A 16,283-nucleotide genomic window follows, 5' to 3' on the forward strand; every position below is an offset into this window, starting at 1 on the left:
GTCTGCCTGCCGTCCGGGTGGTTTTATTTTTTGGCACAAAAATTGACGCAAGGCGCCCTTCTGCGGGTCTTTGGCCTTGCGGCTGTTCTGTTGTCGGCTTAGGGTCCGCGCGCTCGAAATCACCATGTCTCCTATGGAGGACCCTCATGGGCTTTATTGCCGATGCTCTTTCGCGTGTGAAACCGTCCGCAACGATTGCGGTCACCAACAAGGCGCGTGAGCTGAAAGCCGCCGGCCGGGACGTTATCGGTCTTGGCGCTGGCGAACCGGACTTCGATACCCCGGAAAACATCAAGGCTGCGGCGATCAAGGCCATCAATGAGGGCAAGACCAAATACACCGCCGTGGACGGCATTCCCGAGCTGAAGGAGGCGATCTGCGCCAAGTTCAAGCGCGAGAACGGCCTGACCTACACCCCGGCACAGGTGACGGTCGGCACCGGCGGCAAGCAGGTGCTCTACAACGCCCTGGTCGCCACCGTGAACCCGGGCGACGAAGTGCTGATCCCGACGCCGTACTGGGTGAGCTACCCGGACATGGTGGAGCTGGCCGGCGGCACGCCGGTGATCGTGGAGGCCGACAAGAAGACCTTCAAGATCACGGCCGAAGCGCTGGAAGCGGCGATCACGCCGAAGACCAAGTGGTTCATCTTCAACTCGCCGTCGAACCCCTCGGGCGCCGCCTACACGCGCGCCGAGCTGAAGGCGCTCACCGATGTGCTCGTCCGTCATCCGCATGTGTGGGTGATGAGCGACGACATGTATGAGCACCTCGTCTACGACAACTTCGAGTTCACCACCCCGGCGCAGGTCGAGCCGTCGCTCTATGACCGCACGCTGACGGTGAACGGTGTCTCCAAGGCCTATGCCATGACCGGCTGGCGCATCGGCTATGCGGCCGGTCCCGTGCAGCTGATCAAGGCGATGGCGACGGTGCAGTCCCAGTCCACGTCCAACCCCAGCTCCATCGCCCAGTATGCGGCCGTGGAAGCGCTGAACGGCACGCAGGACTTCATCCCGAAGAACAACGAGATCTTCAAGGCCCGCCGTGATCTGGTGGTGTCCATGCTGAACCAGGCCAAGGGTCTCGTTTGCCCGGTGCCGGAAGGCGCGTTCTACGTGTTCCCGTCCTGCGAAGGCTGCATCGGCAAGACCGCGCCGTCCGGCAAGGTCATCGAGACCGACGAGGACTTCGTGACCGAGTTGCTGGAAGCTGAAGGCGTTGCCGTGGTGCAGGGCTCGGCCTTCGGCCTTGGCCCGAACTTCCGCATCTCCTATGCCACCGCAACCGAAGCCCTGGAAGACGCCTGCCAGCGCATCCAGCGCTTTTGCGCTAACCTGCGCTGAGCCGTTTCTGACGGTAAGTGATTGAAGAGCCCGCCGGTGAAAACCGGCGGGTTTTTTGTCGTTAAAGTCCTCTCCGTGGTCATCCCGGCTCGCGCTGCGTTTGACCGGGATGACGATGGAGGGGCTGCAGCGGCGCCCGCAAAACTCTACCTTTGTAAATTGCCAGAGCTCCATTGTTTCAGCGCTTCTTTGGCTTCCCGTAAACATCCCGGTATTCCGGCTTTGTCGGGCAGCCGGGCTGGGTACAGGGCTGGGCGAGTTCCCTGGCCCGTTCGCGGCGGTGTTCGGCTTCGATCTGCTGGCGCTTGTCGAGGCCTTGCGTCTGCTGCTGCTGGCTTTTGTCCAGAAGCATGCGCCCGGCCTGGCCGCGCATGGACGGGGCGGCGGCAGTGCCGTTGTCGCTGGAGCGGCGCAGGGCGGAGGTCTGGGCCTGAGCTTCGGAGCCTGTGTCAAGCGTCAGCAGGGCTGCCGACAGAAGCAGGGCGGTTGCAACAAGGCCTTTGAGCGTCTGGATCTGCATGCTGACTTCGGCCCTTCGCTGCCTCGTCCGGTTGTCTCTGGCCTTGTTGTGGCCCGCAGATGCGGCAGGGGCAAGGCCGTTTGATGCTGCAGTGCCGCACATCTTTTGCTTGCAAATGGCGCCCGCGCGGCGCGACGATGCCTTCAACAGCGACGTGGCGGCGTCAAACGCGCGCGGAGCTGCAATGCTCAAACGCCGCAGGGCCTGGCCCGGCTCCGGAGCGTCCGGACAAGACGGCTCATGTCCCTGCAGCGGGTGGACGGCGCGCAGACGCGGCGTCATCTCCTGCCGCGATCCTCGCGCTGGCAACACAAGCCAACGGGAGACGGCAGCATGAGCGGCATTCAGGAAAGCACCAGCAGCGGCAGACGATCCGGCCCCCGCTGCATCGCGATTGTCGGGCCCTTCGGAAGCGGCAAGACAACCCTGATGGAAGCCATATTGGCGCGCACGGGGGCAATTTCCAGACAAGGCAGCCAGGCAGGCGGCAACATGACGGGGGATGCCTCGCCGGAGGCGCGGGCTCACAGCATGAGCATCGAGATGAACATCGCCGGAACGGAGTATCTGGGGGACCACTATACCTTCCTCGATTGCCCCGGCTCCGTCGAGTTTCTCACCGATACGGAAGGCGCCCTGTGCGGCGCGGATCTGGCGATCGTGGTGGCGGAAGCGGACGAGAAGAAGGTTCCCGCGCTGCAACTGATCCTCAAGATGCTGGAAGAGCGCGGTGTGCCCCGGCTTCTGTTCCTCAACAAGATCGACAAGGCCACCCAGCGGGTGCGCGACGTGCTGCAGATGCTGCAGCCGGCCTCCAGCGTGCCGCTGGTTTTGCGGCAGATCCCGATCTGGAAGAACGGCATCGCCGTGGGCTTCATCGATCTTGCCCTGGAGCGGGCCTTTGTCTACCGCGAGCATGCGGAAAGTCTCGTGATCGACATGCCGGGTGATGAACTCGCCCGCGAGGTGGAAGCGCGCTTCTCCATGCTGGAGCGGCTGGCCGACCACGATGACGTGCTGATGGAAACCCTGCTGGAGGACATGGCACCGGGCCGGGAGCGGGTGTTCACCGATCTCGCCGAGGAAATGCGGCAGGGGCTGATCTGTCCGGTCTTCATCGGCTCGGCAGAGCACGGCAACGGTATCCAGCGGCTGATGAAGGCCCTGCGGCACGAGGGGCCGGATGTGGTGGCGACGCGGGCGCGGTTGGGCCTGAGCCCCTCCACCGAGGCGGGCGTGGTGATGAAGACGCTGCACACGCTGCATGGCGGCAAGCTGTCGGTGACGCGGGTGCTGGGCGGCACGGTGGCCGAGGGGCAGGGGCTGCATCTGCCGGAGGGCGGAGCGGAGAAGCCATCCGGTCTGCTTTCGCTGTTCGGCCAGCAGGCGAGCCGCCGGGGTGCGGCAGGAGAGGGGGAAACCGTGGCGCTGGCGAAGCTCGACGGGGCGCAGACCGGCATGCTGCTGGGGCTGAAGGAGCCGATCCGGCAGTGGATGCCCTTCCGCCGGCCGGAGCCGGTGATGGGGCTTGCCATCTCCACGGCCGATCACAAGGACGATGTGAAGCTCTCCGCTGCCCTGCATAAACTGACGGAAGAGGACCCCGCCCTGCATGCGCGGCTGAGCGAGGCGACCGGCGAGACCCTGCTGGAAGGGCAGGGCGAGATGCACCTGCGTGTCGCGCTGGCCCGGCTGAAGGGCAAATATGGCCTGACGGTGGAGGCGCGCGCGCCGCAGATTGCCTATCGCGAAACCATCCGCAAGGGGACCAGCGTGCGCGGGCGGCACAAAAAACAGTCGGGCGGGCATGGCCAGTTCGGGGATGTGGTGCTGGAAATCCGCCCGCTGGGGCGCGGCGAGGGCTTTGTCTTTGCCGAGAAGATCACCGGCGGCGTGGTGCCGCGCCAGTATATCCCATCCGTGGAAGAAGGGGTGCGCGAGGCGCTGGGCCATGGCGCGCTGGGCTTCCCGCTGGTGGATATTTCGGTCGTGCTGACGGACGGGTCCTATCACTCGGTCGACAGTTCCGATCAGGCCTTCCGCATGGCGGCGATCACGGCGATGCGGGAAGGGCTGCCGGAGTGCAGCCCGGTGCTGCTGGAGCCGATGGACGAGGTGATCGTGGTGTGCCCGTCCGAAGCGACGGCACGCATCAACGCCATCATCCCTGCTAGGCGCGGCCAGATCCTCGGCTTTGATGCAAGGCCCGGCTGGGCCGGGTGGGACGAGGTGCGCTGCCTGATGCCGCAGGCGGAGCTGGACGGTCTGATCGTGGAATTGCGGTCAGCAACGGCAGGGGCGGGCAGCTTCCACCGCCGCTTTGACCATCTGGCAGAGGTGACCGGTAAGCTCGCAGATCAGATACTTGCCCGCGAGCGCCAGAAGGCTGCATAAAGGAGCTCTCCATGCAGCCCTTCGGGCTGCTGCCAACAGGAGGGGCGAGGCCGGTGCGGACGGGCGCCGGCCTCATCTTCCTGCCCGAGTTCTTGCCCGAGGTCCTGCCTGATACACGCCTGACGCCCGTCAGATGCTCAATCCTGCGTGCGCAGGGGCTCGCCAGACGTCACCAGAGCGTTATTTGCATCTTCAGAATTTCAGGCGTTTTCTGTGGGCGCTGATCAGGAGGACAAGATGCATATCATCCGCAAGCCGGGCTGGGCCCTGCCCGAGCATATGGCAACACCGGAGCACCTGTTCTGGAACCGCCGCGCGGTTCTGGCGGGCATGGCGGGTGCGGGCGCGCTGGCACTGGGGGCGGGGCTGCCATCCGGCGCAAGGGCGCAGGATGGTGCCGCAGACCCGAGCGCCAGCCTCTATCCGGTGACGCGCAACGAGGCCTATACGCTGGACCGTGCCCTCAGCCAGGAAAAGCATGTCACCAGCTTCAACAACTTCTATGAATTCGGCACCAGCAAGAGCATCGCTCGTGCGGCGCAGGCCCTACCCATCCGCCCGTGGACGGTGACCATCGACGGCATGGTGGACAAGCCGCAGCAGATCGGCATCGATGATCTTCTGAAGGCCATGCCGCTGGAAGAGCGGCTCTACCGCTTCCGCTGCGTCGAGGCCTGGTCCATGGCCGTGCCCTGGTCCGGCTTTGCGCTGTCGGAACTGGTGAAGCTGGCGAGCCCCCAGGCAGGCGCCAAATACCTGCGCTTCGAGACCTTCCAGGACGCGAGCATTGCGCCGGGCCAGAACATGGTCTGGTATCCTTGGCCCTATGTGGAAGGCGTGACCATGGCCGAGGCCACCAACGAGCTGGCCTTCATGGTGACCGGCGTCTATGGCAAACCGCTGCCCAAGCAGAACGGCGCGCCGCTGCGCCTCGCCCTGCCGTGGAAATACGGCTTCAAGTCGATCAAGAGCATCGTCCGCATCACCTTCACCGACGAGCGGCCAAAGACCATGTGGGAAGCGCTGGGGCCGACCGAATACGGCTTCTGGGCCAATGTGAATCCGGAGGTTGCTCACCCGCGCTGGAGCCAGGCGCAGGAAGACGTGCTGGGCACCGGCCAGACCGTGCCGACCCTGCTCTACAACGGCTACGCCGAACAGGTCGCCGGCCTCTACAAGGGCATGGAAGGCGAGAAGCTGTTCATGTGAAGCTGTGTGACTTCAGGGATGTGATGCGGAAGGCTCCGGGGCATCTCTGGGGCCTTCCGCGTTCTAGCTGAGGCCTCTCCGCCGTCATCCCGGACGCGCTTCGCGCGATCCGGGACCTTCTGCGTTCTGGCTGAGGCCTCTCCTGCGTCGCCCCGGCCGTAGCGAAGCGGAGAGCCGGGGCCTACTCGCTCGCAGAGAGAGACCGTCGTCACTGGTGCTTGCGGCACGTGAACTGTTTGTGGAGGTCCGGCTGCCGGGGTTCCAATTGCTGCTCTGGAAACGAGTAGGCCCCGGCTCGCGCTGCGCTTGGCCGGGGCGACGCTGAGAGCGTGGCACGGTTGCGTGTCCATCTGCACCGCCACCCACAAGGCAAAAAAAAAGCCGGGTCAAAAGACCCGGCAGTTATTTTTGATTTTCCACAGCGTGGAAAATCACCTTCCAGAGGGGAACAGCTGGCTGAATTGGCGTCGCTGGGAGGAGAGTGCGACGCCGCAGAACCAACAGTGATGCTTATATGCAGTGCACAAGCTGATTAAACAAGTGGCACCTGCGCAGGTCAGCCATGCGTTTAAGGAATGACTAATATGTCAGTCCTGCACAATCCTGTCACATTTGGCCCGGGAGAATCATATTTCCTTTTTTGATTCAGAGGCTTGATGTGTGCTTTGTGCAGATTTTGACCTTGTGGTCAGATTTCGTGCAGTTTCAAGAATTGCCTGTTTTTCAGGCGAACTCGTTCTGGCTGGTATTTTGATGGATGAGTTCGCAGGAGCGTACAGGCTACAGCTGGACGCTATTCTTCCTGAAAGTGCTATGAAATCAAATGGATATGATTTTGGAGGCGTTTTCTGCGCTGCGGCATTCTGTCCAGCGGCGAAACGCCGGTCAGTAGGACCAGCGTTCGGCCTTGGCCAGCAGGAAATCACGGAAGGCGGTGATGCGCGCCGTGTTTTTCAGCTCGGACGGATAGACGAAATAGGTGTCGAAGCTGGGGATCTGGTCTTCCAGATGGGTGAGGATCGGCACCACGCCCGTGTCATTCTCGACGATGTAGTCCGGCAGGATGGCCACGCCGATGCCCTGATCCACCGCGCGCTTGATCGCCACCACATTGTTGACGCGCAGCACGATGCGGCGCGGCTCGCCCAGCGGGCGATGCGCCGTTTCCAGCCAGTTCATGTCGCGCAGATAGGCGGGCGCATGCTCGCCGAAGGTGACGATGCGGTGATTGTCCAGATCCTCGATCGTCTTCGGGGTGCCATAGCGCTTCAGGTAATGCGGTGAAGCGTAGATGTGGAAGTGCACGGTGAAGAGCTTGCGCTGGATCAGATCCGGCTGTGTCGGCTGGCGCAGGCGGATGGCCACATCCGCTTCGCGCATGCCAAGGTCCAGTTCCTCGTCATCGAAGATCAGCCGCAGTTCCATGTCCGGATAAAGGTCGATGAACTCGTTGATGCGCGCCGTCAGCCAGGTGGAGCCAAGGCCCACCGTGGTGGTGATGCGCAGCACGCCGGAGGGCTTTTCGCGGCTGTCGGTGAGGCGCGTCTGCACGGCCTCCAGCTTCATCAGCACCTCGCGGGCCGTGCGGTAGAGGAGTTCGCCCTGCTCGGTGAGCAGAAGGCCGCGCGCGTGGCGGTGGAACAGCGGGATGCCGAGATCCTGTTCCAGCGCGCTGACCTGACGGCTGACGGCGGACTGGCTCATGTTCAGGCTGTCGCCCGCATGCGTGAAGCTGCCTGCCTGTGCGGCGGCATGGAAAATGCGCAGCTTGTCCCAGTCCATCATGCGCCCGTCTCTCCTCTTCCGCCGCCCCTCTTTGCCGGGTCAGCCTGTTGCTGGCCGCCTCAGCCTGCCGTTGCTGCCTCAAGGGCATGTTCAGCCAGAAACTTCTCCGCTTCAAGGGCGGCCATGCAGCCCATGCCGGCGGCGGTGACGGCCTGGCGGTAGATGTCGTCGGTCACGTCACCGGCGGCAAAGACGCCCGGCACGGAGGTGCGGGTGCTGTCGGCCTCGGTGAAGATGTAGTCATTCGGCTTCAGCGTCAGCTGGCCGCGGAACAAATCGACCGACGGTGCATGACCGATGGCGATGAAGACGCCGTCGGCCTTGAGTTCGTGCGTTTCGCCGGTCTTGACGTTCTTGAGGCGTGCGCCCGTGACGGCCTTGGGCATACCGCCGCCGAGGATTTCGTCCACAACGCAATCCCACACCACATTGATCTTCGGATTGGCAAACAGCCGCTCCTGCAGGATGCGCTCGGAGCGGAAGCTGTCGCGGCGGTGCACGACCGTCACCTTGGAGGCCAGATTGGCCAGATAAAGCGCTTCCTCGACGGCCGTATTGCCGCCGCCGACCACGATCACTTCCTTGCCGCGGTAGAAGAAGCCGTCGCAGGTGGCGCAGGCCGAAACGCCCGCACCCATGAAATCCACTTCCGACGGCAGACCCAGCCAGCGCGCCTGCGCGCCGGTGGCGATGATCACCGCATCGGCCAGAAACTCGGTGCCGCCATCGGCAACGGCGCGGAACGGGCGCTTCGACAGGTCCACCTCGGTGATGATGTCATGCATGATGCGCGTGCCGACATGCTCGGCCTGCAGCTGCATCTGCTCCATCAGCCAGGGGCCCTGGATCGGCTCGGCAAAGCCGGGATAGTTCTCCACGTCGGTGGTGATGGTCAGCTGGCCGCCCGGCTGGATGCCCGCGACGAGAACCGGTTCCAGCATGGCGCGCGCGGCATAGATGCCGGCGGTGTAGCCAGCCGGGCCCGAGCCAATGATGAGCAGCTTCACGTGTTCCGTCGCCATGTCCAGTTCCTTAAATCTCATGCCTTGCGCGAGGCCAGCCGGTCCCTGATGGCCGCCGCGATCTGCGGGGTGCTGTCCAGCGGCTCACAGGTAGTGGTTTTGAGAGGCCCCGGAAAGGGGTGAATGGCGCCAATCTGGCGCAATCCAGTCAAAAAGAGATCAAGCCGGTGGTGCCCGCCAGACGGCATGAACACATGCACCGGCCGCCCCGCCGCCAGCGCCTCACCCACCATGTTGGTGCTGTCGCCTGTCACCACGATGGTATCTGCCAGCGCCAGCATTGCCAGCAACGGATTTTCACCGCTGCCGTCCCACAGGAAATGGTTTCCTGTCTCCGCCAGTTGCTCCAGCCGGTGACTGAGGGCAGGGGGCGTGCGGCGTGAGGCGGTGATCATCAGGCTGCCACCCTGCCGTGCCGCATCCGCCAGCCCGTCTGCAAAGCGGTTGATGTCTTCGGGCGTGAAGCTGTGATGGCGGCTGTTGCCGCCCACAAGCACGGCTATGCGCGGGGAGGGCAGATCCCTAAGGCGCGGGTCCGGCTGCGCCCTTGCCGCCGCCAGCTTCTCCGCAGAATGGCGGTGCGGTGCGGTTGGCGTCACCAGAACATTGGCGCCGCGCAGCCGGTCATGCTCGCCCACCCAGATGAGGTCGGCGGCACTCGTGCCTGTGCGCGGATCCTTGAGGAAGATGGTGAAGGTGCGCCCGCCGCTCAGCTTCTTCAGGCGGCGCAGATAGGGCACGGTGCGCCGGCCGGAGGCAATGGCTATCTCCGGGTAGGGCGGCGCCAGCGGGCTGCCGGGCCGCGTCTCGGCCTCACGCGGGTCAATCGGCCCCCAGGGCATGGCCCAGACGAAGGGCTTGCGCGGGGCAACGCGGCGGATCTGATAGGGCAGGCCAAGGGCTTCGGCGACGCCCATGCACTGGATTTCGTCGCCCGCCTTGCCGTCGGACAGAATCCAGATGCTCCGGTCATCCTCAGCTTTTGCGGTTTCTGGATCTTTCTTGAGCATGGGTGCTTTTGTTATAGTCTTGCGGAAATGAGCAAAAAATCATAAGCCGCAGGGCATTGGGTCTTGCGGCCACACAAGCACGGACAGACGGCTGGAACAAGGCCGGGGGCGTGCCTGTGAAACGGAACTTTGGGGCAGGCGGCCTTTTTGCCTTGCCCGCCGGGCGCCGCCCGCACTGACTGGAGATTTCCTTGAAAGCACGGCTTGACGCGATCGACTGGCACATTCTGGACGAGCTGCAACAGGATGGCCGGATGACCAATGTGGAACTCGCCCGCCGTGTCGGCATCTCCGCGCCCCCGTGCCTGCGCCGGGTGCGCGCGCTGGAAGAGGCCGGGCTCATCCGCGGCTACCGCACGCTGCTGGACGAAAAGCAGCTCGGCTACGAGGTGACGGCCTTTGCCATGGTCGGCCTGCACAGCCAGACGGAAGCGGACCTCAACGGCTTCGAGGAGCGGGTCAACAGATGGCCCATCGTGCGCGAGTGCTTCATGCTGTCGGGCGAAGTGGATTTCCTGCTGAAATGCGTCGCCCCCGACCTGCAGACCTTCCAGACCTTCATCATCCGCGAACTGACCGCCGCCCCCAACGTCGACAGCGTCCGCACCGCCCTCACCATCCGCCGCACCAAGGACGAACCCACGGTGCCGATCGAGCGGTGAAATTGCACTGACAGCAGCTTTCAAGCCCCGGTTTTCCGGGGCTTTTTGCGGGCCGTAAGGCTGAGGCGAAGCTTGTGCGAGGCCGGTGTTGCACGCAGGGGTGTGCGTATTCGCCTTGCAATTTGTGCCTAGGCATTCCATGCAGCTTCTGGATTTCATGAAGCTGGAGCTGACAGTGCCTGCCGTTGGAATTGATCTTGGAACGACAAATTCGCTGGTTGCCGTGTTTGAAAACGGCGCTCCCCGCCTGATCCGCAACAAGGTTGGCGGCGTCCTGACCCCTTCGGTCGTCAGCTTTGATGGGGAACACCTCTATTCCGGCGAAACGGCGCGCGCCCGCATAGTGACGCATCCGAAAGAGACTGTTTCGGCCTTCAAACGTGCGATGGGCACGGAAATCACCTTCAAACTGGCCGGCCAGGTCTTCACGCCTGTGACCCTGTCCTCCGTTGTCCTTCAGTCTCTGAAGGCCGACGCGGAGGCTGAACTGGGCTGCCCGGTTGAGGACGTGGTCATCTCCGTCCCGGCCTATTTCAACGAAATGCAGCGCAAGGCCGTGTCGCAGGCCGCCGTGATGGCGGGCCTCAACCCTGTCCGTCTCATCAACGAGCCCACCGCTGCTGCTCTGGCCTATGGCCTGCAGAACCTTGAGGAAGAGAGCACCTTCCTCGTATTCGATCTGGGCGGGGGCACGTTTGATGTCTCGATCCTGGAAGTATTCGAGGGCGTCATGGAGGTGAAGGCGACCGCTGGTGATGCCTATCTCGGCGGCGAGGACTTCTCCCGCCTGCTCGAAGAGCACCTCACCAGTCAGCTTTCGCTGCGGCAGCGCTTTGATGGCAACAAGGCGGCCGTGCGCAAGCTGGCGGAGCAGGTGAAGCTCATGCTGAGCGAGAAGGGCACCGCCGAGGTTTCGGCAGACCAGCCGGGCCTGTCGCTGTCTGCAAGGCTCTCCCGTGCCGGATACGAGGAAATTTGCGCACCGCTTCTGAAGCGGCTGCGCCAGCCGCTGGCCCGCGTGCTGCATGACGCAAGGCTGGAGCCGGGTGATCTGGACCGGGTGGTTCTGGTGGGTGGAGCAACGCGGATGCCCATGATCCGCTCTTTCGTGGCCCGGCATCTCAAGCATTTTCCCGAGGCCCATATCGATCCGGACCAGGCGGTTGCGCTGGGGGCTGCCGTGCAGGCGGGCCTCGTTGCCCGGAACGAGGGCCTGCAGGACGTTGTGATGACGGATGTCAGCTCGCACACGCTGGGCATCGAGGTCAGCCGCAGGATCGGAAAGCAGCACGTGCCGGGCTACTACCTGCCGATCATCCAGCGCAACACCGTCATTCCCGTTTCGCGGGAAGAGGTGGTATCGCCTCTGTCGCAGGATCAGAACGTCATCGAGGTGAATGTATTCCAGGGCGAAGCCCCTGATGTGTCCGGCAATGTCAGGCTTGGCAGTCTCTCGATCCCGCTTCCGCGTGCCCGCGACGGCCAGAACCGTCCGGTTTCCGTCCGATTCACCTATGATGCAAGCGGCTTGCTGGATGTTGACGTCGTATCGCTCGTGGATGGGCGCAACGCAAATTTGCTGATCAAGAACCTGAGTGGCTCACTGACCGCAGAAGAGATCGCCAAGGCACGGGCGGAGATGGCAAAGCTCAAGGTGCATCCGAGGGATTCAGAAGAGAATGCGCTTTTCCGTGCCCGCCTTGCCCAGTGTTATGAGATGGCAAGATTTGAGGAGCGCGAGGCCGTGGGCGATCTGCTTGCCGCATTCGATGCCCTGATTGCCTCACAGGACCTGTCGGCAATCGCCAGTTTCCGGACTGGCTATGAGGAGGTCATCCAGCGCTTCGAGAGCGCGCATGTATTCTGAGGGCAAGGCCGGCTGGCCTTTCGGCACGATTGGTCTTGATGAACCGTCGAGCGACGCGAAGGTCATCAAGCGCGCCTATGCGCGGCAGTTGAAGCTGGTCGATCAGGCTGCTGAGGCCGAGGCGTTTCAGGCCTTGCGGCAGGCCTATGAAACAGCGCTGAGGCAGGCCGACACCAGGACCGGGACCGGAATTGGTACTGGCACTGGCACTGGCACTGGCACTGGCATTGGCACTGTTGAAGGGCGTGGGGATAGGCGCGGTCATGAGCATGACGGCGCTCTGCTGCAGTCCGTTACAGGCTCAGATCCTTCGGGGCCTGTGGCAGATCCTTCTGAGCCTGTGACGGCACGGGATCGCGCTGCAGAGGCGGAGGATGGCGGAGAGCCTGCTTCCGGCCGGCAGGACCGGGCTGTAGACGAAGCCTTTGCAGCCCTGAGACAGGCCATTTATGATCTGAAGCCTTCCAGGCGTTCTGCCTCGCGTCTCCTGAAGTTGCTCGCCCGAGTGGAGGATTTTCCCCACGATGAACAGCGGGACCTTGGCTTTGCCGTGATGTTCTATCTGCGCCGGTGTCTGGAGCAGCGCGACGATGGGGGCTATGTCCTCAAGACCGGCTTTAGCGAGAAGCTCAAATTCCGCCTGAACACATTGTTTCACTGGTGGGATGATGCTGTCGAAATGCGGGAGTTTGTTCAGGATGAAGATGAACTTTCTATTGCGTTGATCATGTATCGCCGTCCGCGCTCTATGATTGAATTGATATTGATAAAGATTTGGATGTATTTCTTATTCGTGGTTGATTATGTGATTTATATTTTGAGCATAATTTTTGCCATTGGTTTTATTATTGGGTTTTTGCTTGTTGTTGTTGAGGTTTTTTCAATGGACATGCATCCGGTTTTGAAGGTTTCCGCCGTGATAGTGCCGGTTCTTGTGTTTCTTCTGCATGCGGTTGGTGTTTTTGATGGGGTGTATAAAGCCACTCGCGTGAAATTTCGTTCTCTTCTTAGCAAGGCGAGAATACTAAATCTGATGCTGTGAGTTACATCGGGGCTTATAATTTTATTGTGCGGGCTACCGGTCTTCTGGGTTGCGTTTACGGTCAATTGGACTGGAGAGTACATGTACTCTGAGGGAACTGCTCGCTGGCCTTACGGGCTTCTCGGTCTTGATGAGCCCTCTGATGATCCGAAGCTTCTCAAGCGCGCCTATGCGCGGCAGTTGAAGCAGGTCGATCAGGCCGCTGAGGCCGAGGCCTTTCAGGCCTTGCGGCAGGCCTATGAGGCGGCGCTGAGATGGGCGCATGCAGAAGCGGCCGCTGTTGTGCCTGACCAGCCGTTGCCGGAGCTTGCTTCTCCTGCTCTGTCCCCTGCCGGAAATGCTGATGATCCCCTCGTGGAAGCGCAGCGCGCGTCCCCGGAGGCGGCGGCGGATGACGATCCGCTTGCGTTGCAGGCCGTGATGGAAGGCAACGGACTGCCTCCTGATCCGGCCGCAGAGCAGGCAGCGGCGCCTGATCCCGCAGAGCTGGCGCATCATGAGGCATTGGAACGCAGGCTTCAGGCCATTTACGGCTTGCGGCCATCATTCGGCTCTGCGTCCCGGCTCATCGCATTGCTGGGCGCAGTTGAAGACCTGAGCCTCGGGGAGCAAAGGGCGGTTGGCTTTGCCGTCATGGCCTATTTGCGCAAGTGCATGAGACGGCGCAGGGACGGCGGCCATGTTCTTGGGCGCGGCTTCAACAAGAAGCTCAGGCTGCGCCTTGAAGACTTGTTCCACTGGTGGACCGACAATACAGAGCTTGCGCATTTCGCCGGGCATGATCAGGCCCTTGCATCGGCCCTTCTGGCCTGCAGGCCGCGGAAGTTCAGGCCTCTGCAGGCGCTCTTCTTTGCGTTCAGGCTTGTTGCCGCTCTGCTTGCCGCCGGATTCTATCTCGCGCTTCTGATCGCTGCGGTTTTTGCCATGCTCCGGCCCGATCTGCTGGGCCTGACCCAGAGCCCGTCCTCGCTCGTCTTTTCCTTGCTGCCCGTTGCGATCCTGTTCGCGGCTCTCATAGGCAAGAACCTGAAGAAATAGGGCGGGCAGGCTTTTTCCGCGCCGGCCCCAGCGTCCGCACCGCCCTCACCATCCGCCGCACCAGGGACGAACCCACGGTGCCGATCGAGCGGTGAGGGCGGGCGCAGGCTTTTGCTGTATGGTGCTGCGGCTCTAGCTTCCGGGTGTTGCGGCTGATCCTGCCAGGATGCCGCCGTCGATCGTCAGCTCTGCGCCCGTCATGTAGGGGGCCTCGTCAGACGCAAGGAACACGGCCAGCGCCGCAACCTCCTCCGGCCTGCCGAAGCGGCGCAGCGGCGTATCGGCCACCATGGCCGCCTCCCGTTTGGCTCTGTCCGGCCCGTTGCCCAGCATTGGCTCCCACATGGGCGTCATGACAGCGGCAGGGTGGATCGAGTTGCAGCGGATCTTCAGGCCCTGGCCGGCACAATAGAGCGCCACGCTCTTCGTGTGGTTGCGTATCGCCGCCTTTGACGAGGCATAGGCGGCGGCCATCGGAATGCCGACCAATCCTGAGCGGGAGGAGATGTTGATGATCGACCCGGCGCCCCTCGCCCGCATGGCGCGGATGGCATAGCGGCATCCCAGAAACGTGCCGTCGAGGTTGACCGCATGCACGGCCCTCCAGTCGGCAAGCTGTGCATTCTCGGGGTCATGCGCTGGAGGCGTGCCATTGGCCATGTCCTCAAAGCCGGTAACCCCGGCATTGTTGACGAGAATGTCGAGTTCGGGGAACAGGCGCTCCGCCCGGCTCCAGTCCGCTTCAGAGGCCACATCCAGATGACAGTATGTGCCGCCGATGGCCCCGGCTGTGGCTTCACCGCCTTCGTCATTGATGTCGGTCACAATGACGCTCGCGCCTTCATCGGCAAAGGCCTTGGCAATGGCCGCGCCAATACCACGCGCCGCCCCCGTCACGAGAGCGCGCTTTCCAGAAAGTCTGGGCATAATAAATCCCTGGATTCCAAAGTGAGAGTGTGTGGCCGCTGGTTATTCCAGCTCTCGATGAGCTTCTCTCATCAAGAGCAGCTCAAGCCCGTGCTGCGCTTGGGCAGCCTCAAGGCGCAATGAGACAGCATCGAAAGTCTTGGTCAAAAGCCAAGCCAGTGGCCACGGTTCGGCGAATGTCCGGTTTACCGGTTGCGGTTGTCCATGTCCGTCACTCCTCAATGTGAGGGAAAGGGGTACCCGGCAGCAGTGGGGGCGTCAAGGGCGGGCCTGCCGGGGGCTTTCAGTGGGGTTTGTTTGTGGCGTTGGCGTGGTGGTGGGCGGGGGGCTGAGATGGAGCGTTCGCGGCGCCGAAGCGTTCGCGGTCCTTGGACTTCCCGACGATAAGGCCCTGAAAATCCTAGCCACTATATTCTTGAAGTCCAAGGAGAAGGCAGCCGGCCTGCAGATCAAGAGCATCCAGAGTTCGCTTGAGCTCTATTATATCGACACTGGCAACTATCCCTCTGAAGCTGCGGGTCTCGCCGCGCTCGTCACGCCGCCATCCGGCGTCAGGGGATGGGCCGGGCCCTATATCGACAGCCCGCAGGCGCTCGATGATCCCTGGGGCCGGGCATATATCTACAAAAGCCCCGGCGAGACACGCCCTTACGAAATTTCGACCCTCGGCCGCGATGGCCGGGAAGGCGGCACGGGTGAGGACCGCGATATAAAGTATTGAAGATTTGGGCGGGTTCTGGAAGGCTTCGTTCCGAAGAGCGCCGTTCAGGAAAGCGTGGCTTCAGGCCTTCATGGACGGGCTGAGAAACACCCCGCGCCACCGCCGCCAATTCCCAAAGAAGAAACGCTGACAAAGCAACCAAAACAGGCTTCATTGCCCCGAGAAACCAGAACCGACTGCCCCCTTTCAAAACGTGGCATCGTCAGATGAATACCATCTCTGTACAAATAGTGCGCAGTATAATTCAGTAAGTTGAGGCGTATAGTTCTGCATCGCATGTTATTTCGTATATTGCGCGATTATGAAAGGAGATCTCCAGAATATTTCCCTCTGTTTCGTATTCGTTACTGGTGTCAACATAAATTATATGATCGCCAGAGAAATGAATTTCTACGAAATCATTTAAAAAAATAAATAATTCTAATTTTTGACCTAAAAACGCCTTGGTGAGGAGATGTTCATGCTCGCGTTCGATATAGCTGCTATCGATAATCGATGACCCTTTGTAATGGATATCCCAAAAAACATTTCTTATTCCAAGAGAAATCTCCCCTTTCTTAATTACTCCAGATCTGACGCTTTTTACATTTACAGATTCTCCGATATCAAAATATAGCATTGATCCCAAGTATCTTCCAACCTTCCAGCAAATTTTACCTTTGCATAAAGCTTCTATATCTTTTTGAAATTCATCACTAGATATTCTCTTTCTTTCTTTGGGCGCACCTGAGTTGCTCATT

General features: G+C 61.7%; 14 protein-coding genes. 8 read left to right on the plus strand and 6 right to left on the minus strand.

Features of this window, described 5'->3' with window-relative positions; all coding sequences use genetic code 11:
• Positions 1-146: 146 nt before the first annotated feature.
• Positions 147-1,346 carry a pyridoxal phosphate-dependent aminotransferase gene (locus AC0CMF_RS11415; RefSeq protein ID WP_050474873.1) on the plus strand — a complete coding sequence of 400 codons (1,200 nt, stop codon included), beginning with the start codon at positions 147-149 and terminating at the stop codon, positions 1,344-1,346.
• 178 nt (positions 1,347-1,524) lie between these two features.
• Here AC0CMF_RS11415 and AC0CMF_RS11420 read toward each other — a convergent pair whose 3' ends face one another.
• Positions 1,525-1,866 (minus strand): hypothetical protein, encoded by a 342-nt coding sequence (locus AC0CMF_RS11420; RefSeq protein ID WP_374629924.1) that lies wholly within the window; start codon positions 1,864-1,866, stop codon positions 1,525-1,527.
• A gap of 333 nt (positions 1,867-2,199) precedes the next feature.
• On the opposite strand from AC0CMF_RS11420, the gene AC0CMF_RS11425 reads away from it, so the two are divergent.
• Together AC0CMF_RS11425 and msrP are read left to right on the plus strand one after the other, a co-directional pair.
• Positions 2,200-4,260 (plus strand): elongation factor G, encoded by a 2,061-nt coding sequence (locus AC0CMF_RS11425; protein WP_374629925.1) that lies wholly within the window; start codon positions 2,200-2,202, stop codon positions 4,258-4,260.
• A gap of 237 nt (positions 4,261-4,497) precedes the next feature.
• Positions 4,498-5,469: a protein-methionine-sulfoxide reductase catalytic subunit MsrP gene (msrP, locus tag AC0CMF_RS11430; protein ID WP_374629926.1), complete on the plus strand. Its 972-nt coding sequence runs from the start codon at positions 4,498-4,500 to the stop codon at positions 5,467-5,469.
• An 885-nt stretch (positions 5,470-6,354) separates the two neighbouring features.
• Here the strand turns inward: msrP and AC0CMF_RS11435 are convergent.
• From AC0CMF_RS11435 to AC0CMF_RS11445, 3 genes are all read right to left on the minus strand, one after another.
• Positions 6,355-7,251, minus strand: coding sequence for a LysR family transcriptional regulator (locus AC0CMF_RS11435; protein WP_050474926.1), 897 nt, complete (start codon positions 7,249-7,251; stop codon positions 6,355-6,357).
• A gap of 62 nt (positions 7,252-7,313) precedes the next feature.
• The gene (gene trxB / locus AC0CMF_RS11440; protein ID WP_374629927.1) at positions 7,314-8,276 is read right to left on the minus strand and encodes a thioredoxin-disulfide reductase; all 963 of its coding nucleotides are present in this window, start codon (positions 8,274-8,276) and stop codon (positions 7,314-7,316) included.
• A 17-nt stretch (positions 8,277-8,293) separates the two neighbouring features.
• Positions 8,294-9,286: a mitochondrial fission ELM1 family protein gene (locus AC0CMF_RS11445; protein WP_374629928.1), complete on the minus strand. Its 993-nt coding sequence runs from the start codon at positions 9,284-9,286 to the stop codon at positions 8,294-8,296.
• Between the two features lie 191 nt (positions 9,287-9,477).
• Between AC0CMF_RS11445 and AC0CMF_RS11450 the strand changes: the two genes are divergently transcribed.
• The 4 genes from AC0CMF_RS11450 to AC0CMF_RS11465 all read left to right on the plus strand — a co-directional run bounded on the left by AC0CMF_RS11450 (position 9,478) and on the right by AC0CMF_RS11465 (position 13,895).
• Entirely contained in the window at positions 9,478-9,948 is a 471-nt protein-coding gene (locus tag AC0CMF_RS11450; protein WP_374629929.1) for an Lrp/AsnC family transcriptional regulator, read from the plus strand.
• 139 nt (positions 9,949-10,087) lie between these two features.
• On the plus strand, positions 10,088-11,815 hold the full coding sequence (locus AC0CMF_RS11455) for an Hsp70 family protein (RefSeq protein WP_374629930.1): 1,728 nt from the start codon (positions 10,088-10,090) through the stop codon (positions 11,813-11,815).
• Entirely contained in the window at positions 11,805-12,857 is a 1,053-nt protein-coding gene (locus AC0CMF_RS11460) for a hypothetical protein (protein WP_374629931.1), read from the plus strand. Before AC0CMF_RS11455 ends, AC0CMF_RS11460 begins: the two co-directional genes overlap by 11 nt.
• Before the next feature lie 81 nt (positions 12,858-12,938).
• Positions 12,939-13,895: a hypothetical protein gene (locus tag AC0CMF_RS11465; protein ID WP_374629932.1), complete on the plus strand. Its 957-nt coding sequence runs from the start codon at positions 12,939-12,941 to the stop codon at positions 13,893-13,895.
• 132 nt (positions 13,896-14,027) lie between these two features.
• On the opposite strand, the gene AC0CMF_RS11470 is transcribed toward AC0CMF_RS11465, so the two are convergent.
• Positions 14,028-14,822 (minus strand): SDR family oxidoreductase, encoded by a 795-nt coding sequence (locus AC0CMF_RS11470; protein ID WP_374629933.1) that lies wholly within the window; start codon positions 14,820-14,822, stop codon positions 14,028-14,030.
• A 415-nt stretch (positions 14,823-15,237) separates the two neighbouring features.
• Between AC0CMF_RS11470 and AC0CMF_RS11475 the strand changes: the two genes are divergently transcribed.
• A complete protein-coding gene (locus AC0CMF_RS11475) occupies positions 15,238-15,543 on the plus strand; it encodes a type II secretion system protein GspG (protein WP_163001309.1) in 306 nt (101 codons plus the stop codon).
• Between the two features lie 244 nt (positions 15,544-15,787).
• On the opposite strand, the gene AC0CMF_RS11480 is transcribed toward AC0CMF_RS11475, so the two are convergent.
• The gene (locus AC0CMF_RS11480; RefSeq protein WP_374629934.1) at positions 15,788-16,282 is read right to left on the minus strand and encodes a hypothetical protein; all 495 of its coding nucleotides are present in this window, start codon (positions 16,280-16,282) and stop codon (positions 15,788-15,790) included.
• Between the last annotated feature and the right edge of the window lies 1 nt (position 16,283).

The sequence above is a fragment of the Pannonibacter sp. CBAS1226 genome, assembly GCF_055685825.1.